We start from the raw sequence: 17,590 nt of genomic DNA on the forward strand, positions 1-17,590 counted from the left end.
TTTATCGATTGGAGGAGGGTGAAGTTTGATAGTTGCTGGTCGCTGGATCCGGACGTGGCCACTGCCAGCAACTGTGGTTATAACAACATTTATATTTTATAGCTACCTATATTAAAAATCCCATATCCATTTGATATGAAATATGGGATGAATGTGTCTGTTATGCTCTTGGATGGTAGGCGTTGTACATATCTTTCAGTCTTGTTTTTGTAACATGTGTATAGATTTGTGTAGTTGAAATGTCCTCATGGCCAAGCATCTCCTGAACAATTCGCAGGTCAGCGCCATTCTCGAGCAGATGGGTAGCGAAGGAGTGGCGTAATGTATGTGGGGTTATATTTTTGGTAATGCCAGCTTCCAGCGCTTTTTTCTTCAAAATCTTCCAAAATCCTTGACGCGACAAGGGTCTACCGTGCTGATTGACAAAAAGCGTTTGCGTATTTTGCCCTTTCAATAGCTTCGGTCTTGCATTATCTAAATAATCTTCAATCGCATGGATAGCTGTATTTCCTAAAGGAACAATTCGTTCTTTAGAACCTTTTCCAAAACACTGAACAAACCCCATCATAAGATGCAAATCATTTGTTTTCAGTTCAATCATTTCCGTCACCCTGAGACCTGTTGCATATAAAAGTTCCAGCATCGCTTTCGTGCGTAAATCTAACGGTTTGCTATCGGTTATTTCAAGAAGCTTATCCAATTCATCTTGAGAAAGTACATCCGGTAATGTCCGTTCATTTTTTGGTTTTTCGATATGAAGGCTTGCATCTTGTGTAACGATTTGCTCTCTTACTAAAAATTGGTGGAAAGCACGAATAGATGAAATATGCCGGGAAATTGTCGCAGTTGATTTCCCGCTATCTTTCAAATGAAAGAGAAATTGCAAAATGTCCGGACGCGAAATTTCTTTCCAGTTCGTTTTCATCGCTGTTTTCTCCAAATGTTGTATGTAGCTCTTTAAATCGCGTTTATAGGAGGTCAAGGTATTGGCAGCAAGCCCCCTTTCGATTTGTAAAAAATGCAAAAAATCTTCCAGTTCATTATAAAGCATCACGCTCATCTCCCTTTATCTATAATTTACCATAGGTGGAATAACAAAAAAAGCTTCATCCCGTTTTGGACAAAGCTGCTCTTTACATTGATTATTGTGCTTTCACAACGGTTTCCTGGCATTGTTTACAAATTCCATGGAATGTCAAACGGTGATCCTTTACTTGGAAACCAAAATCATTTTCAACAATTTTTTCTACATCTTCTAATAAATCATTTACAATTTCTTCAACGGATCCACATTCAATACAAACTAGATGGTGATGAAAATGTTTAGCGCCTTCTTTACGAAGATCATATCGAGAGACACCATCTCCAAAATTTATTTTATCGACAATCTTTAATTCAGATAATAATTCTAATGTTCGATAGACGGTAGCTAAACCAATTTCAGGCGACTTTTCTTTAACTAATAAATAAACATCCTCCGCACTTAGATGATCTTCTTCTCTCTCTATCAATACCCTTACAGTCGCTTCACGTTGTGGGGTCAATTTATAATTCTGTGCATGGAGTTGTTTTTTAATTTGTTCAATCCGATGTTCCATTCCTCGTTCGCCTCCCTCATAATCCCAACTTTATTATAGGCGCCATTCTTAAGCGTGTCAAAGTATAGTTTATTAGTTTATATTAATAATAATTATAAAGAAGGTTCGATTATAAGTAAAATGATTTGATTAACATTTCCATTAGGCCTCCAGAAATGTACACTTCCGCTAACGCCGCACCACCCGATAACAAAATCAGCATTGAGAATATAATAATGTAATTGACAAAAGGCTGCCAAAGCGAATCCACATTTCTTCTTGAAAAAATCTTTCTCAAACTGAAGAGCGCAAACAACATTGCCATTGTACCTGCAAAAATATAAATCGGAATAACAATTAAATTATGCGGTGCAATGGTTAAAGAAGCAAACAACAACCCTTCTGAACCGAGTTGATTCACAATAAAGCCGACCGAAAAACCGATGACCAACCCTTTAATAAATAGTAAAATCCAGATGATTGGTAATCCAATCACGGAAAGCCCAAGAACAGATAATAATAAAAGATATTTTAAATGAAAATAAAAACTATCTTTCCATACTGTAAAGCGGTCCACATCTTGTTCGTCCAAGGTATGATTGAAAAACCGTTCCAAATAGAAAAACAAGTCCTGTTTCTGGATAAAATTCATGCTGTTAACGAGGACTGCACCAAAAATAATCCCGGTTAACAGCAGAATACACATAAATAAATAGATAATTGCATGGGACTGTATATGGTTTGCGAACCTTAATTTAAACTCTTGCATGTGGACCCTCCTTAGCATCTTTCTATAGTTATGCTATGAGGGTCTATCTTTAAATAGAACTCATTAATAGACTCACGTTCCGAAAACACTTACTCGCTGGAATCACTCTCTCCAGTAATCACTTTCCCATATTTACCGCCGCCACCTGCAGCTATTTGCAATTCTCCATTCCGGTTGGTTATTATCATGTCGGCAAGTTTAGCCGGAACAATCACTTCCAACTCTTCCTTGCTTACCCGGTGGATGATATTCATTTCCGTACCGAATGCAGTTAATAGTTTTGTATAAGTTTTCGGACCTAGAGAAGGGATGAAGTCAAGTGGGACTTGATGAATATAAACAGGACGTTCTCTCGTATTTTCATTCGTTTTTAACGTATCGATCCGTTCTTTTACACCGTTTATCCGTTTCAAGGAACCGCAATTACTGCACGATTCATTTTTTGGCGCAGGATGCAAGCAGTTTTTACAAACCGTATGATAATACTTCCCAAGACGCGGATTCATGCCGAAGTTACGAACGACCTTTCTTCCTTCGACTTGGTGGATTGCATAGTAAAGCTCCTTGAAGCTCGGTGTTTCCATGAGGACTTCCTGATATTCCCTCGCCATCTTTCCTAATGAATGGGCATCAGAGTTTGTTAAAAATGTATAAGGGTGAAGCTCATCGATGCCCTCAACCATATACGTGTCCGAACTAAGACCAAGTTCAACCGCATCAATCAGCGAATCATCCAGTACTTCCCGTAGAGACCGCTCTACCCCTTTACCGTATAAACTTTTGAATGGGGTAAATATGTGAGCAGGAATAAATAAGCCGGATAACTCTTTTACTTTATACTGCAAATCCTTTGCAGAACCATAGTACCTTTGGGAGCTCAGATTAATATTTGTCATTCGTTCTTTAAGCCAGGCAGTAAAGGTGCTAATGCTTTCAAGTGTTGGGAAAAAGCAAAGAACATGAATTGGTCCTTTGCAATTTTCATCATATATTTCAATTTCTGAACCGAGAATCAACGTCACTTGCTTGAACCGAATCCCACCATCACTCAAGCTTAAAGCCTGCTTTGTATCAATTAGTTCCTGAATTTCGGCTTGCACGGCAGGTACGTGACAATCAATGACGCCAACCATATCCAATCCTTTCTTCTCATCTGCTTCTTTTAAAACATTGGATAAAGTAAGTGACGTTGCTCCGGTAATTTTTACCGGACGATTAGCATGATCCCTGCCGATATGAATATGCAAATCTACAAAATACGATGATAATTGCATTACATCCTCCCTAGCGCATGTAAGTAGAGAACGGCATAATTTGTTTTGGCGTCATGAATCATTTCTTCCTCGACATATTGTTTCGCTTTGTCCAAAGTTAATTCAACAATTTCAACAAATTCATCGTCGTCCCCTGGAACTGGCGTCTCCAATTTTTCCAATGTATCGGTAACGTATATATAAACAAGTTCATCAGCAAAACCTGGAGATGAGTAGAATGATGTGACAAAATTCAATTCTTTCGTCGTATAACCCGTCTCTTCCTCCAGTTCACGAATTGCTGCCGCCAGTGGTTGCTCATTATTATCCAATTTCCCTGCTGGTATCTCCACTAATGTTTTTTCAAGTGGTTTACGATATTGTTTCACGAATACGATTTTGTTATCTTTTGTAATCGGGATAACTGCTACAGCTCCCGGGTGTTTGACGATTTCCCGCTTCGAATTCTCCCCGTTTGGCAAGACAACATCATCCACTTGCAAGTCAATAATTTTTCCGTTGAATATTTTTTCTGTATGGATTGTTTTCTCTTCAAAGTTATTCATTGTTATCTCCTTCATTCTTTCTTTTATTCCCCATTTTATCATATATTTATTCCTTAAAACTACTAACTGATTGGCGTATGTCACGAAACTTCCTTATAATGGGGATAAGTTATGAATTAGCGGGGTGTTTTAATTGAAAAGAAATCAATTAGGGAAATCTGATATTTATGTATCTGAGCTTACTCTCGGTTGTATGTCCCTTGGACAAGATAAAAATAAAGCAAAAGAAATTATCGATACTGCATTAGCACAAGGAATTAATCATCTTGATACAGCAGATTTATATGATTTTGGATTGAACGAGGAAATTATCGGGGAGATTATTAAAGATAGAAGACAAGATATAATCTTAACTACAAAAGCTGGGAACCACTTCTCGAAAGAAACGAAGGACTGGTTCTGGGATCCTTCAAAAGGATATATCGTACAAGCAGCGAAAGAAAGCTTAAAACGGCTCCAGACCGACTATATTGACTTCTTCATGCTTCACGGCGGAACATTGGATGATCCAATAGAAGAAACGATTGAAGCGATGGAAGAATTGAAACAAGATGGATTGATCCGGGCTTACGGAATTTCCTCCATTCGACCGAATGTGATTGATACGTTCATTAACAAATCTTCTATTGATGGTGTGATGCTGCAATATAACTTGCTCGACCGGAGACCCGAAGAAAATGTCTTAAAGCAGCTGGAATCGAATCAAATCAGTGCGATTGTAAGAGGACCACTAGCGAAAGGCATGTTGAGTACATATTATAAAGAAAATATTACAAAGAAAGCAGCAAAAGGCTTTCTGGACTACAATCAGACCGAGCTGCTGGAAACGGCTGAAGCTATAGCAGAACTCGCTGGAGGAATGCCAATGAACGAACTAGCATTAAAATATGTCCTACAACATCCTGCCGTTACAACAATCACATTTGGAGCAAGCACGAAAGAACAGGTCATGGAAAATACAGCGGCTGATTTAACCGCTGATTTACCGGAAGATTTGTATGTAAAGTTAAAAGAACATACAAAACGAAATATCTATGAGCAGCATCGGGTATAAGCCTATCTGATTTCGAAAGGATGGATCAATTGCAGACGATGATATTCGCTCACCGCGGAGCAAGTAAATATGCACCAGAAAATACGCTGCCTGCTTTTCGCCTTGCTTATCAAATGGAAGCAGACGGAATCGAAACGGATATACAATTAACAAAAGACGGCATTCCAATTCTGATTCATGATGAGGATTTACGGAGAACGACAAATGGAAGAGGTCATATTAAAGATTATCATTTGGAAGAACTAAAGACCTTGGATGCTGGCGCTTATTTTGCAGCTACATTCATTGGAACACGAATTTTGACACTTGAAGAATTCTTAGAGTGGGCCAGTGATAAGCCGTTACATTTAAATTTGGAACTGAAAAATAATAAAATAGACTATGAAGATATCGAAATAAAAGTGCTTGATGCAATCAGAAAATACCAAGTAAAGCAGCGCACGACAATTTCAAGCTTCAATCCAGAAAGTGTCAAACGGATGAGGCAGCTCGATCATACTTTAGATGTTGCTTTTCTCCGGTCAGGAAAACACCCTAATCTTGCAGACTATGCTAAAGAATTAGGAGCAAGCTCTCTACATGTCAAGCATACGCTGCTTACACCTTCTTTAGTCAAAGCATGTGAAGCAGCCCATCTTCCTATCCGGGTCTATACTGTAAATCGTACGATCTCGATTAAAAAATGCTTGAAACTTCATTGTTCCGGCATCATTACCGATGTCCCAGATAAAGCACACCATATCCGAAATATTTTTAAATAAACCATCCATCGCTTTCATTCAGCGTAAGTGATTTGCACGTTCTCTTGAAATGCTCTCTAATCGCCGTTCAGTTGCCCGGTGGACGGATGCGCATCCTTGGGCACTGCTAGAGCTCCTCGGGCTGCCGCCCTGCGGGGTCTCCAGACTCGTGCTATTCCCGCAGGAGTCACCGTCCACCGGGCAACTGAACTGGTTGGGATGATTATTATTAATAGCATTTATTCCAGTGCCATGTCACGAAAAAAATATATCTTTGGAATAATAAATAGCGTTCCAAATTAAGTTTTCCCTGGTAGCAGTCCAGAAGTGAGTTTCGGACACTTACGCTGAATGAAAGTATAAGTATATCTAGCCGTATCAGGCTAGGTATGTTGAATGAATATGTAAACTATTTATCGCGGAGGAAATCGCATGGAAATCACATTTCTTGGTACTGGTGCTGGCCTTCCTTCAAAAGGAAGAAATGTATCAGCTATTGCCTTGCAACTCCTGCAGGAAGAGAACCAAATTTGGTTATTTGATTGCGGAGAAGCAACCCAGCACCAAATACTACACACCTCAATAAAACCGAGGAAAATAAACAAAATATTTATCACCCATTTACATGGCGATCATATTTTCGGTCTGCCAGGCCTGTTAAGCAGCCGCTCCTTCCAAGGAGGGGATGATGCGGTTACGCTTTACGGCCCAACTGGATTACGTGATTATGTCGAAACGGCGCTCCGTATCAGTAAATCTCATCTCAACTATCCGATTACAATTGTTGAAATAAAAGACGGATCCGTGATTAAAGAAAATAACTTTACGATTTATGTAAAGGAGCTGGACCACGGCGTCCCAAGTTTCGGTTACCGAATTGTTGAAAAAGATTCACCTGGAGAATTACTTGCAAGCAAATTACAAGCTAAAGGTATTCCACCAGGACCTTTATACGGTAAAATTAAAAATAATGAATATATCAATACGGAACAGTTCGGTATACTATACCGCAAAGATTTCATTGGACCGGATAAACCGGGGAAAATCGTTACTGTAATGGGAGATACCCGTTATAGCGCAAGCTTTACTACATTTGTTGAACAATCTGATGTTTTAATCTATGAAGCAACCTTCAAGGCGGAACAGGAAGATTTAGCGTTTCAATACTTTCATAGCACAACGAAGCAAGCCGCTACTCTTGCAAAAGAGGGCAATGTGAAACAGTTGATCATGACTCATATTTCATCACGGTATCAGCAAGAAGACGATGAGGATTTACTGCAGGAAGCACGAGTAATTTTCCCGGATACGGAGCTTGCAAACGATTTTTATCATCACAATATCAGGTAATAGATAAGCGTTACACGGACTTTAGGAGAGATAAAAATGAATTATATTCCAGAATTACTAGAAAATCAGCGAACCTTCTTCATTCACGGGAATACGCTTGAATTTGAATATCGCAAAGAAAGTTTATTAAAATTGAAAAGTATGCTTAAAGAAAATGAAACAGAGATCTATTATGCTTTAAAACAGGATCTCAACAAGTCAAAACATGAGGCCTTCGTAACAGAATTAGGCTTTTTATATTCCGAAATTGATTTTACATTAAAAAATTTAAAGGCATGGATGGCGCCAGAAAAGGTACCTTCCCCGCTTTCGCATAAAGGGTCAAAATCCTATATTATGAAAGAGCCTTACGGGGTTGTGCTCGTTATTTCACCTTGGAACTATCCGCTGCACCTTGCCCTTGCACCAGCAATAGCAGCGCTTGCGGCTGGAAACTGTGTGATGATTAAACCATCTGAACATGCAAAAGCAACTTCCCAATTGCTAAGTACGCTCATTCAGGATACGTTTGATCCTTCTTTAATTGTGGTCGTGGAAGATGGAGTCGAAACGACACAGACCCTCCTCGGAGAACGATTTGATTATATCTTTTTCACAGGAAGTACAAGCGTTGGAAAAATTGTGATGAAAGCAGCAAGTGAACATTTAACACCGATAACACTTGAACTGGGTGGGAAGAGTCCAGCAATCATTGATTCTGATGCCAACGTAAATCTTGCTGCCAAACGAATTACGTGGGCAAAATTCACTAATGCAGGACAAACTTGTGTGGCTCCGGATTATCTGTATGTTCACGATGATGTCAAATTTAAATTTATGAAAGCTCTCGTCAAACAAATTAAATCGTTATTTGGAAAACATCCGTTATACAATGAGAATTACACGAAAATCATAAACGAGAAGCATTTCAACCGATTGATAAACTTTATTGATCAAGAAAAAGTGATTCATGGCGGGGGATATGAACCAGATACGCGTTTAATCGAGCCGACCGTGCTGGATAAAGTGACATGGGATGACCCGATTATGCAGGAAGAAATTTTCGGTCCTCTCCTACCTATCCTTACGTTTCGAAATATTGAAGATGCCTTATATAAAATCAAGCGCAAAGAAAAACCGCTTGCTCTTTATTATTTCGGTGAAAATGAAAAAATCCAGCAGCAAGTTATCGAGTTTATTTCCTTTGGAGGGGGTGCGATTAACGACGCTGTCTACCATTTAGGCAATCCATTCTTGCCCTTTGGCGGTGTGGGCCAAAGCGGGATGGGTGCCTATCACGGCCAATACGGCTTTGATACATTCACCCATCAAAAAGGTATTCTTAAACAAACAACGAAATTTGATTTTCCATTCCGTTACCAAGGAAGCAAGCTGAACACTTCAGTTGTAAAGAGAATCATGAAATGACCCGCTCATGACTGATGTCACAAATGTTCTTGGTTTATTTATAAACGTCCTTTCGAGCTCCGCAGCCCATGCGCTCATTCCCATGGGACTGCGGATTTCTGTGAGAGATACACAGAGTGCGTAACATTATTTTTTAAAGTCATCAAGGAAGTCTTTTTGAAAGCTTGTTGTGAATTTGTTAGAGTCGTTGTCTTGCTTGCTAGGTAATGTTTTAAATGTACCCACGCCAAATTTATCCGCTAATTTCTTTACCGTCTGCTCTAATTTCTCTTTTTTTACAGCTTCTTCATAGGTAAATAAATCAAGCTGCTCTCCAACGTTACGCTTATCTTCCAGATGCTGAGCGGTCACACCTAACAGCCGGATTGGTTCTTCGTTCCAGTGATTTTCAAATAACTCAGTCGCAATCGGTAATAATTCTGATTTTTCATCGATATATGTATCCAGCTTCCTGCTTCGCGTAACCGTCTTCCGGTCATGATAACGAATCATAATTTGCACACTTTTTCCAACGACTTCTTTTCGTTTCATGCGGCTAATCACCTTTTCAGAAAGCTTATCAAGCAATTGGTAAATCTCTTGATGGCTCGTCGTATCATAAGGTAAGGTTTGTGAATTGCCAATGCTCTTGAAATCAAATATCGCATCAGGGTCGACTTCCCTGTTGTCAATACCATTTGCCCGATTGATTAGTCGTTCGCCGTTAATTCCAAGCAATTGGCGTAACTCATAAACATCTGCTTCTGCCAGATCTTTAATCGTGTGAATCTTTATTGCTTTTAACTTTTCTGCTGTCTTTTCCCCCACACCATACATTTTATCAATGGGAAGCGGCCATAATGTTTTAGATAATTCCCGTTTGCGAATAATTGTTATACCAAGGGGTTTTTTGAGGTCTGAACCCATTTTAGCCAGAAATTTATTTGGGGCAATACCGATACTGCACGGTAAATCAAGTTCATTCAATATGCGATTTTGTAAGTTTTGTGCAATTTCTACCGGGGTACCTAGACTCTCTACATCTGTTACATCCAAATACCCCTCATCAATGGAGACCGGTTGAACAAGTGGCGTTATTTCAGACAACATCCGAAAGATTTCACTTGAAGCGGCCCGGTAACGTTGGAAATTTGGTTTCAAAATAATGAGCTCCGGGCAAAGCTTTTTCGCCTGCCAAACCGTCATCGTTGTCCGGACCCCTTTCGCCCTTGCTTCATAGCTGCTCGTTACAATAATCCCTTTTCTTTCTTCAGGATTTCCCGCGATAGCGACAGGCTTTCCTTTAAGATCTGGATTGAAGGCCATTTCAACGGAGGCATAAAAACTGTTCATGTCTATATGAAAAATGATTCTTCTTCTTGCTGTTCGCTGCAACGTAGACATGTTAACCACCCTTTACTGATTGGTTGTTACTCTTACTATAAGTATAGCATAGAAAAAGCATCCATTACGTCCTATTCACAGGGCAATGGATGCTTGATTGTATTGTTATTTTGCTGTCTCCATAACAATTGCTGTAATGAGTTCTGTAATCTTACGCAAATTATCTACAGAGATTCTTTCTTTTGTCGTATGGATTTCTTCATACCCTACTGCGAGATTCACCGTTGGAATCCCAAAACCGGCAATGATATTAGCATCACTGCCACCGCCGCTTTTCAGCAATTTACTTTCTCTACCAATTGCTTTTGCAGCCCTCCTAGCAACTTCCACCACTTGGTCCCCGCTTTCTTGTTTATAACCAGGGTACATCAGTTTTATTTCTACTTCCGCCTCACCACCAAGTTCGCTTGCTGCGTGTTCGAACGCTTCTTTCATTGCGGCTGTCTGTTTATCAAGCTTTTTCCGATCTAAAGAACGAGCTTCTGCAATGATATCTACATGATCCGCAACGATATTCGTTTGTTGTCCACCTTCAAAGCGGCCGATGTTTGCAGTTGTTTCTTCATCAATTCTACCAAGCGGCATTTTGGATATTGCTTTAGCTGCTATTGTAATCGCAGAGACACCTTTTTCTGGCTCGACCCCTGCGTGGGCGGTTTTGCCTTTTACAGTTGCGAAAATTTTTGCCTGATTCGGAGCTGCAACAATGATGTCACCAATCTCGCCATTACTATCAATTGCATAGCCGTATGACGCATGAATCAAGGAACTGTCCAATGCTTTTGCACCAACCAGACCGGACTCTTCCCCGACTGTAATGATAAATTGAATATCACCATGCTCGACTTGCTGCTCTTGTAATAAACGAATCATTTCTAAAATTGCTGCAAGGCCAGCTTTATCATCTGCGCCGAGAATGGTCGTGCCGTCTGATTTAATAAACCCGTCCTCGATTATGGGTTGAATATGATTACCTGGTACGACAGTATCCATATGGGATGTGAAGTAAATAGTATCTATATCCGATTTAGTCCCTTTCAGTGTACAAATTAAATTCCCTGCTCCGTGTCCTGTCTTTTCCTTTGCATTATCTTCCATCACTTCCACACCAAGATCAGTAAATTTCTTTTTAAGGACGGATGCAATTTCTGCTTCATGTCCTGTTTCGGAATCCACTTGAACGAGTTCAAGGAATTCCTCGACTAATCTTGTTTCATTTACTATATCCATCTTTTAGCCTCCAGGTCCTTTATTACATCATAAGGGGATGTTCCCGTGCTTTTTATGAGGGCGTTCCTCCTGTTTATCCCGCAGCATTTCCAAGGCTTGGATGAGCTTGATTCTCGTCTCTCTAGGATCGATGACGTCATCAACCATTCCTAAACCTGCTGCTACATAAGGATTCGCGAATTTCTCGCGGTAGTCTGCGATTTTCTCAGCGCGCAAGCTCTCAGGATTATCACTTTCTGCAATTTCCCTACCATAAATGATATTAACCGCTCCTTCAGGCCCCATGACAGCAATTTCAGCATTCGGCCATGCATAAACGAGATCCGCACCGATTGACTTACTATTTAAAGCAACATACGCACCGCCAAATGCTTTTCTTGTAATCACGGTAATTTTCGGAACGGTTGCTTCGGAATAAGCGTATAAAATCTTTGCCCCATGTCGTATAATACCACCATGTTCCTGTTTGACACCAGGGAAAAATCCAGTAACATCTTCAAATGTAATAATTGGTATATTAAAGCAGTCACAGAAACGAATAAATCGAGATGCCTTATCACTTGAATCGATATCTAGTCCACCGGCCATATACTTCGGCTGATTACAGACGAGACCAATCGCTTCCCCTTTTATCCGGGCAAAGCCAACAACAATATTCTTAGCAAAGTCTTGATGTATTTCAAAAAAACTGTCCGTATCAACAATATTCTCAATTATATTTTTCACATCATATGGCCGAACGGGATCAAATGGAACAAGATCAGTCAGAGCTGGACGAAATTCTTCTTCCATGCTTTTCGTTTCATAGGGGAGCGGCTTTAATTTTTCCTCAAAATTTGCCGGAATATAAGATAGTAGCTTTTTGACCGAATCGAGAGCTGCTTCTTCAGTTGAAGTCTTGATATGGGCATTTCCACTTTTCGTGTTATGAATGTATGCTCCCCCTAAATCTTCTGAGGATATCTTCTCTCCCGTGACAGTTTCAATCACTTTCGGCCCTGTAATAAACATTTGAGACGTCTTCTCCACCATAATAACAAAATCAGTGATTGCCGGTGAATAGACGGCACCACCAGCACTTGGCCCCATAATAACTGAAATCTGCGGAATGACACCAGAATAAATGGAATTACGGTAAAACACCTGTCCATAACCATCCAAAGAGGAAACACCTTCCTGGATTCGCGCACCACCTGAATCACTCAGTCCGATAAACGGCACTCTCGTCTTTGCTGCAAGATCCATAACAGCTGCAATTTTCTTCCCATGCATTTCTCCAAGTGCACCACCATACACCGTAAAATCTTGGGCAAATAAATAGACAGATCTCCCTTCTATTTTCCCGTATCCGGTTACCACACCTTCACCTTTGTTACTCGAATCACCGTTCATACTGAAGTCAGAGGTGCGGGTTTCGACAAAAGGATTCAGTTCAACAAATGTATCCTCATCCAAAAGGTAATCGATCCGTTCCCTTGCAGTCATTTTACCTTTTTCATGTTGCCTCTTGATCCGTTCGTCACCACCGCCTAGTTCGACTTCTCTCCGTTTATCATATAATTCATTAATCTTATCATATATATCCATCAGTCTTCACTTCCTTCTGGATGCTCACATAACTCAACTAAGACACCATGCGCCTCTTTCGGATGGATGAACGCGATTTGACTATTGTTTGCGCCTTGCTTCGATTCTTCATTGATAAGCCGAACACCTTTTTCTTTTAATTTGGAGAGTCTGCTTGTTAAATCTTCCACTTCAAAAGCGATATGATGGACACCTTCTCCCCGCTGCGCAAGAAAAGAGTTTATAGGAGATTGTTCATGTAACGGTTCGAGTAATTCAATTCGTGTTTCTCCAACTTTTAAGAATGCTATTTTAACACCTTCTGACTCTACCTCTTCAATTGCTTCTACCTCGAGACCTATCGCATTGGTATAAAAAGGTAATACTTCTTCGATTTTTTTAACCGCAATCCCGAGATGAGCAATCTGTTTCGGTGGGATTGGTGTTTCTTCCGGTCGTAGAAGCTGCTTTAAATAAATAGCCATTTCTTCCGTTGGTGAACCGCTAGTGAAAATACGTTTAATGCCCTTTTCAAGCAGAAACGGAATATCTTCATTCGGAATAACCCCTCCGCCAATCACTGGAATATCGCCTGCATTTCGTTTCTCAAGTTCCTCCAGTACTTTTGGAAATAGCGTATTATGGGCTCCGGATAAGGAGGATAAACCAACAACGTCAACATCTTCTTGAACTGCAGCTGTTGCAATTTGTACAGGTGATTGACGAAGACCGGTATAAATTACTTCCATTCCGTGGTCACGCATTGCTTGAGCAATAACTAAAGCTCCGCGATCATGCCCATCGAGTCCAGGCTTAGCTATTAGTATTCTAATTTTTCTCACGATACCTTCCCCCCTTAAAATCCTGTATACTCCCCAAACTCATCACGTAACACGCGGCAAATTTCTCCGACGGAAGCATATGCTTTTACAGCATCTAATATATACGGAATCAAATTTTCCTTCTGATTTTTTGCATTTGTACGCAATGCTTGCAGCTTGCGGTCCACTTCTTTTTGATTTCGTTCTCCGCGGATTTGCTGCAGATTATTTATTTGGGCTTGCTCAAGCTCCTCATCTACTTTCAACAGATCAGGATTAACCTCTTCTTCCACTTTAAATTGGTTAAGACCGACGATGATTTCTTCTTCACTCTCAATCCGCTTTTGAGTTTCATACGCGTTATGATGGATTTCCCGTTGCATATATCCTTCTTCAATCGCTTGTACGGCACCTCCGTACGCTTTAATCCGGTCTAAATAATCCATTACCTTTTCTTCGAGTTCATCTGTTAACGCTTCCACATAATAAGAACCGCCAAGCGGGTCTACCGTATCCGCAACGCCACTTTCATGGGCAATAATCTGTTGGGTCCGTAAAGCAATTCTTGCAGACTCCTCTGTCGGCAATGATAAAGCTTCATCACGTGAGTTTGTATGCAGGCTTTGTGTGCCGCCTAGGACTGCCGCAAGAGCTTGCATGGTTACACGGACAATATTATTATCCGGTTGCTGCGCGGTTAATGTTGAGCCGCCTGTTTGGGTATGAAATCGTAATTTCCAGCTCTTTGGATCCTTCGCATGATAATGTTCTTTCATTATTTTTGCCCAAATTCTTCTTGCTGCCCGGAATTTAGCAATCTCTTCAAAGAATTCATTATGGGCATTAAAGAAGAAAGCCAGGCGCGGTGCGAATGAATCCACATCAAGTCCAGACTCGATTGCGGCGTCAACATAAGCCATTCCATTCGCAATTGTGAATGCAGCTTCCTGGACGGCATTCGAACCGGCTTCCCGAATATGGTAACCGGAAATACTTATCGTATTGAATTTAGGCAAATTCTCCTGACAATAGGCGAATATATCTGTAATTAATCGCATCGATGGTTTTGGCGGGAAAATATATGTACCCCTTGCAATATATTCTTTTAAAATATCATTTTGAATCGTTCCAGTAAGCTTTTCTGAAGATACCCCTTGCTTCTCTCCTACTGCAATATACATGCATAAAAGAATAGCTGCAGGAGCGTTGATTGTCATCGAAGTACTTACTTGATCAAGTGGAATTTGATCCAACAGTTTTTCCATATCAGCTAATGTATCAATTGCTACTCCTACTTTACCGACTTCTCCTTCACTCATCGCATCGTCTGAGTCATAGCCAATTTGCGTCGGTAAGTCAAATGCAACGGAAAGTCCTGTTTGCCCTTGTTCTAACAAATAACGAAATCTTTTATTCGTTTCGATTGCTGAACCGAATCCCGCATATTGTCGCATCGTCCATAACCTGCTGCGATACATGGTCGGTTGAATCCCACGTAAATAAGGATATTGCCCCGGATACCCTAACGGATAGTTCGCTTCCTTTGATCCATACAAATAGTCAATCGGGATCTCAGATGATGTATGAAACGCTCTCTTACGCTCAGGAAAGCGCTTTAATGTTTTCTTAACATCTTCTTCCCATTTTGTTTTCTCGTGATTATACTTTTCCGGCATATAATTTTCCCCCATTCTCCAACAAATCCATGACAAATTCATTTTCCGAAATCTTTACACTTGTCCAATGAGCAATTTCACGTTAAAATGTTTAAGAGTAGTAATTGTGATAAGGAGGTCAGAGAATTGTCCAAACAATCTTATTCAAAAAGACAATCAAAACGTCAGCGCAGGACAAAAATTATTGTATATGTCATGATTATCCTCATGTTGTTGTCAACATTCACATACGGATTGGCCGCCTTCGCGTTTTAATGAATCCTAATACTAAATATTATGAACTTACAAAGACTGGTGAATCAGACCGGTCTTTTTTAATTTATTATGTTATGTAAGACTCTAGTAAAAAGGAGACTGACTAAATACCGTCAGTCTCTATTAAAATCGGTTAGACCTCTTCACAGTGCACATCATATAATGCTTGGAGTTTAATCATTACTTCCATAGGGCTATAGTTTTCGATATCGTGACGTTCCAGCATCGATACAATTTCTCCGTCCTTAAGTAACGCAAAAGATGGGGATGATGGCGGATACCCTTCAAAATATTCTCTTGCCCGCTCTGTAGCCTCCCGGTCCTGACCAGCAAATACGGTTACCAAGTGATCCGGTCGTCGATCATAATGAATGGAAGTGCCTGCAGCTGGACGAGCAATACCTCCTGCACATCCACATGTCGAGTTAACCATGACAAGTGTTGTTCCTTTTTGTTTGAGCGCTTCATCCACCTCTTCCGGTGTTCTGAGCTCTTGAAAACCAGCTTCAGTTATATCTTTACGAGCAGCGTCGACAATATCATTCATAAACAAGTTAAAATCCATCACAAACTCTCCTTTCCCAATTAAAATAAAATTAGTCTAAATACATATTTAGCTTATCAGGGAATATTAGTAATTTCAATTAAATAAATTCCTAAAAATCCCTTCCTAACGAACTCTTAGTAAATAGTAGTCGTATCTTCATTCGTATTCTCAAGAATTTCCTTTACTCTTCTCAAGAACTTGCCGCTGATCAACCCGTCTAGCACACGATGATCTAATGATAAGCAGAGATTAACCATATCTCTTGCTGCAAACATATCATGAATAATTACCGGACGTTTAACGATCGATTCCACTTGCAGGATTGCTGCTTGTGGATGATTGATGATTCCCATCGATTGTACCGATCCAAATGTGCCTGTATTATTCACTGTAAACGTGCCACCACTCATATCTTCAGCCGTTAATTGACCATTTCTTGCTTTCTGGGCTAACTCGGTGATTTCGCGGGCAATACCTTTGATCGACAGCTCGTCAGCATTTTTAATTACTGGAACAAATAACTCCTCATCACTCGCTACTGCAATGGAAATATTGATTGCTTTACGTTGGATAATTTTATCCCCGGCCCATGTACTGTTAAGCTGCGGGAATTCTTTTAAGCCCTGCGCTACAGCTTTAACAAAAAATGCAAAGAAAGTTAAATTATAGCCTTCTTGTTGTTTAAACTCATTCTTAACCGCATTACGGTAGTTAACAAGATCGGTTACATCTGTCTCCACCGTCATCCAGGCGTGTGGAATCTCTTGAGCCGATGTGACCATTTTTTGGGCAATCGCTTTCCTTACACCAGTCACCGGGATTTCAATGTCACCAGTCTTCGTTCGAACTGCAGGTTCAACTGAACGTTTCACTTTTTGCTGTATCTCCTGGAACTCTTTTGCCCCTGGCGTTGCTTCCCGTTGCGGAATGTTTCCGGAGGCGATTATTTTCTCAATATCTTTTCTCGTAATCCGTCCACCACGCCCAGAACCTTCCACTACATTTAAATCAATATTATTTTCCTGGGCTAATGATAAAACAGCCGGAGAAAATCTTTTCTTCATCGTTGCGTCCTTCTGTTCAGCAGAAATAGTTTCTGTTGTTTCATTTCCTGCTGATGTTTGCTCGTTCTCAGGAAGTGCGCCCCCGCCTTCTATTTCAATTTGACACATTACCTCACCAACCGCAATAGTATCTCCTTCATTTGCAGCAAGTTCTTTAATCACTCCTGAAAAAGAAGATGGTACTTCAGCGTTTACCTTATCTGTCATTACTTCTGCAATTGGATCATACTTCTCAACACTATCCCCGGGCTGAACAAGCCAGGTTGTAATTGTACCTTCTGTCACGCTTTCCCCGAGCTGAGGCATTGTAATTTTTTCCAAGGCCATTTTTC

The 17,590-nt window shown here is 40.3% G+C and carries 17 protein-coding genes; 5 read left to right on the forward strand and 12 right to left on the reverse strand.

The window, feature by feature from the left end:
- Window positions 1-160: 160 nt before the first annotated feature.
- The 5 genes from xerD to LZD48_RS00855 all read right to left on the reverse strand — a co-directional run bounded on the left by xerD (window position 161) and on the right by LZD48_RS00855 (window position 4,165).
- Complete coding sequence (xerD, locus tag LZD48_RS00835; protein WP_235760838.1) at window positions 161-1,051, reverse strand: site-specific tyrosine recombinase XerD; 891 nt, start codon at window positions 1,049-1,051, stop codon at window positions 161-163.
- Window positions 1,052-1,142: 91 nt separating this feature from the next.
- Window positions 1,143-1,598 carry a ferric iron uptake transcriptional regulator gene (gene fur, locus LZD48_RS00840; RefSeq protein WP_235760839.1) on the reverse strand — a complete coding sequence of 152 codons (456 nt, stop codon included), beginning with the start codon at window positions 1,596-1,598 and terminating at the stop codon, window positions 1,143-1,145.
- Between the two features lie 109 nt (window positions 1,599-1,707).
- Window positions 1,708-2,346: a stage II sporulation protein M gene (gene spoIIM / locus LZD48_RS00845; RefSeq protein ID WP_235760840.1), complete on the reverse strand. Its 639-nt coding sequence runs from the start codon at window positions 2,344-2,346 to the stop codon at window positions 1,708-1,710.
- A gap of 89 nt (window positions 2,347-2,435) precedes the next feature.
- On the reverse strand, window positions 2,436-3,620 hold the full coding sequence (locus tag LZD48_RS00850; RefSeq protein WP_235760841.1) for an endonuclease Q family protein: 1,185 nt from the start codon (window positions 3,618-3,620) through the stop codon (window positions 2,436-2,438).
- Complete coding sequence (locus LZD48_RS00855; RefSeq protein WP_235760842.1) at window positions 3,620-4,165, reverse strand: NUDIX hydrolase; 546 nt, start codon at window positions 4,163-4,165, stop codon at window positions 3,620-3,622. The genes LZD48_RS00850 and LZD48_RS00855 overlap by 1 nt, the downstream gene beginning before the upstream one ends.
- 133 nt (window positions 4,166-4,298) lie before the next feature.
- On the opposite strand from LZD48_RS00855, the gene LZD48_RS00860 reads away from it, so the two are divergent.
- The 4 genes from LZD48_RS00860 (at window position 4,299) to LZD48_RS00875 (ending at window position 8,716) form a co-directional block, all read left to right on the forward strand.
- Window positions 4,299-5,219 (forward strand): aldo/keto reductase, encoded by a 921-nt coding sequence (locus LZD48_RS00860; RefSeq protein WP_235760843.1) that lies wholly within the window; start codon window positions 4,299-4,301, stop codon window positions 5,217-5,219.
- Between the two features lie 38 nt (window positions 5,220-5,257).
- On the forward strand, window positions 5,258-5,980 hold the full coding sequence (locus tag LZD48_RS00865) for a glycerophosphodiester phosphodiesterase (RefSeq protein ID WP_310739766.1): 723 nt from the start codon (window positions 5,258-5,260) through the stop codon (window positions 5,978-5,980).
- 411 nt (window positions 5,981-6,391) lie between these two features.
- Window positions 6,392-7,309 (forward strand): ribonuclease Z, encoded by a 918-nt coding sequence (rnz, locus tag LZD48_RS00870; protein WP_235760845.1) that lies wholly within the window; start codon window positions 6,392-6,394, stop codon window positions 7,307-7,309.
- 36 nt (window positions 7,310-7,345) lie between these two features.
- Entirely contained in the window at window positions 7,346-8,716 is a 1,371-nt protein-coding gene (locus tag LZD48_RS00875) for an aldehyde dehydrogenase (protein ID WP_235760846.1), read from the forward strand.
- A 126-nt stretch (window positions 8,717-8,842) separates the two neighbouring features.
- Here the strand turns inward: LZD48_RS00875 and LZD48_RS00880 are convergent, their stop codons facing one another.
- The 5 genes from LZD48_RS00880 to LZD48_RS00900 all read right to left on the reverse strand — a co-directional run bounded on the left by LZD48_RS00880 (window position 8,843) and on the right by LZD48_RS00900 (window position 15,392).
- A complete protein-coding gene (locus LZD48_RS00880) occupies window positions 8,843-10,099 on the reverse strand; it encodes a DNA polymerase IV (protein WP_235760847.1) in 1,257 nt (418 codons plus the stop codon).
- A gap of 105 nt (window positions 10,100-10,204) precedes the next feature.
- Window positions 10,205-11,323 carry a M20/M25/M40 family metallo-hydrolase gene (locus LZD48_RS00885; protein WP_438822737.1) on the reverse strand — a complete coding sequence of 373 codons (1,119 nt, stop codon included), beginning with the start codon at window positions 11,321-11,323 and terminating at the stop codon, window positions 10,205-10,207.
- 33 nt (window positions 11,324-11,356) lie between these two features.
- Window positions 11,357-12,916 (reverse strand): acyl-CoA carboxylase subunit beta, encoded by a 1,560-nt coding sequence (locus LZD48_RS00890; protein WP_235760849.1) that lies wholly within the window; start codon window positions 12,914-12,916, stop codon window positions 11,357-11,359.
- Complete coding sequence (mce, locus tag LZD48_RS00895; RefSeq protein WP_235760850.1) at window positions 12,916-13,737, reverse strand: methylmalonyl-CoA epimerase; 822 nt, start codon at window positions 13,735-13,737, stop codon at window positions 12,916-12,918. Before mce ends, LZD48_RS00890 begins: the two co-directional genes overlap by 1 nt.
- A 14-nt stretch (window positions 13,738-13,751) precedes the next feature.
- On the reverse strand, window positions 13,752-15,392 hold the full coding sequence (locus tag LZD48_RS00900) for an acyl-CoA mutase large subunit family protein (RefSeq protein ID WP_235760851.1): 1,641 nt from the start codon (window positions 15,390-15,392) through the stop codon (window positions 13,752-13,754).
- An 87-nt stretch (window positions 15,393-15,479) separates the two neighbouring features.
- Between LZD48_RS00900 and prli42 the strand changes: the two genes are divergently transcribed.
- Complete coding sequence (prli42, locus tag LZD48_RS18675) at window positions 15,480-15,647, forward strand: stressosome-associated protein Prli42 (RefSeq protein WP_255770215.1); 168 nt, start codon at window positions 15,480-15,482, stop codon at window positions 15,645-15,647.
- Window positions 15,648-15,780: 133 nt separating this feature from the next.
- Here prli42 and LZD48_RS00910 read toward each other — a convergent pair whose 3' ends face one another.
- Both LZD48_RS00910 and LZD48_RS00915 read right to left on the reverse strand, forming a co-directional pair.
- A complete protein-coding gene (locus tag LZD48_RS00910; RefSeq protein ID WP_235760852.1) occupies window positions 15,781-16,212 on the reverse strand; it encodes a BrxA/BrxB family bacilliredoxin in 432 nt (143 codons plus the stop codon).
- Window positions 16,213-16,328: 116 nt separating this feature from the next.
- Window positions 16,329-17,585, reverse strand: a complete 1,257-nt coding sequence (locus tag LZD48_RS00915; protein WP_235760853.1) for a dihydrolipoamide acetyltransferase family protein — start codon at window positions 17,583-17,585, stop codon at window positions 16,329-16,331.
- Between the last annotated feature and the right edge of the window lie 5 nt (window positions 17,586-17,590).

Source organism: Oceanobacillus alkalisoli, assembly GCF_021556485.1.
Taxonomy (GTDB): domain Bacteria; phylum Bacillota; class Bacilli; order Bacillales; family Amphibacillaceae; genus Oceanobacillus; species Oceanobacillus alkalisoli.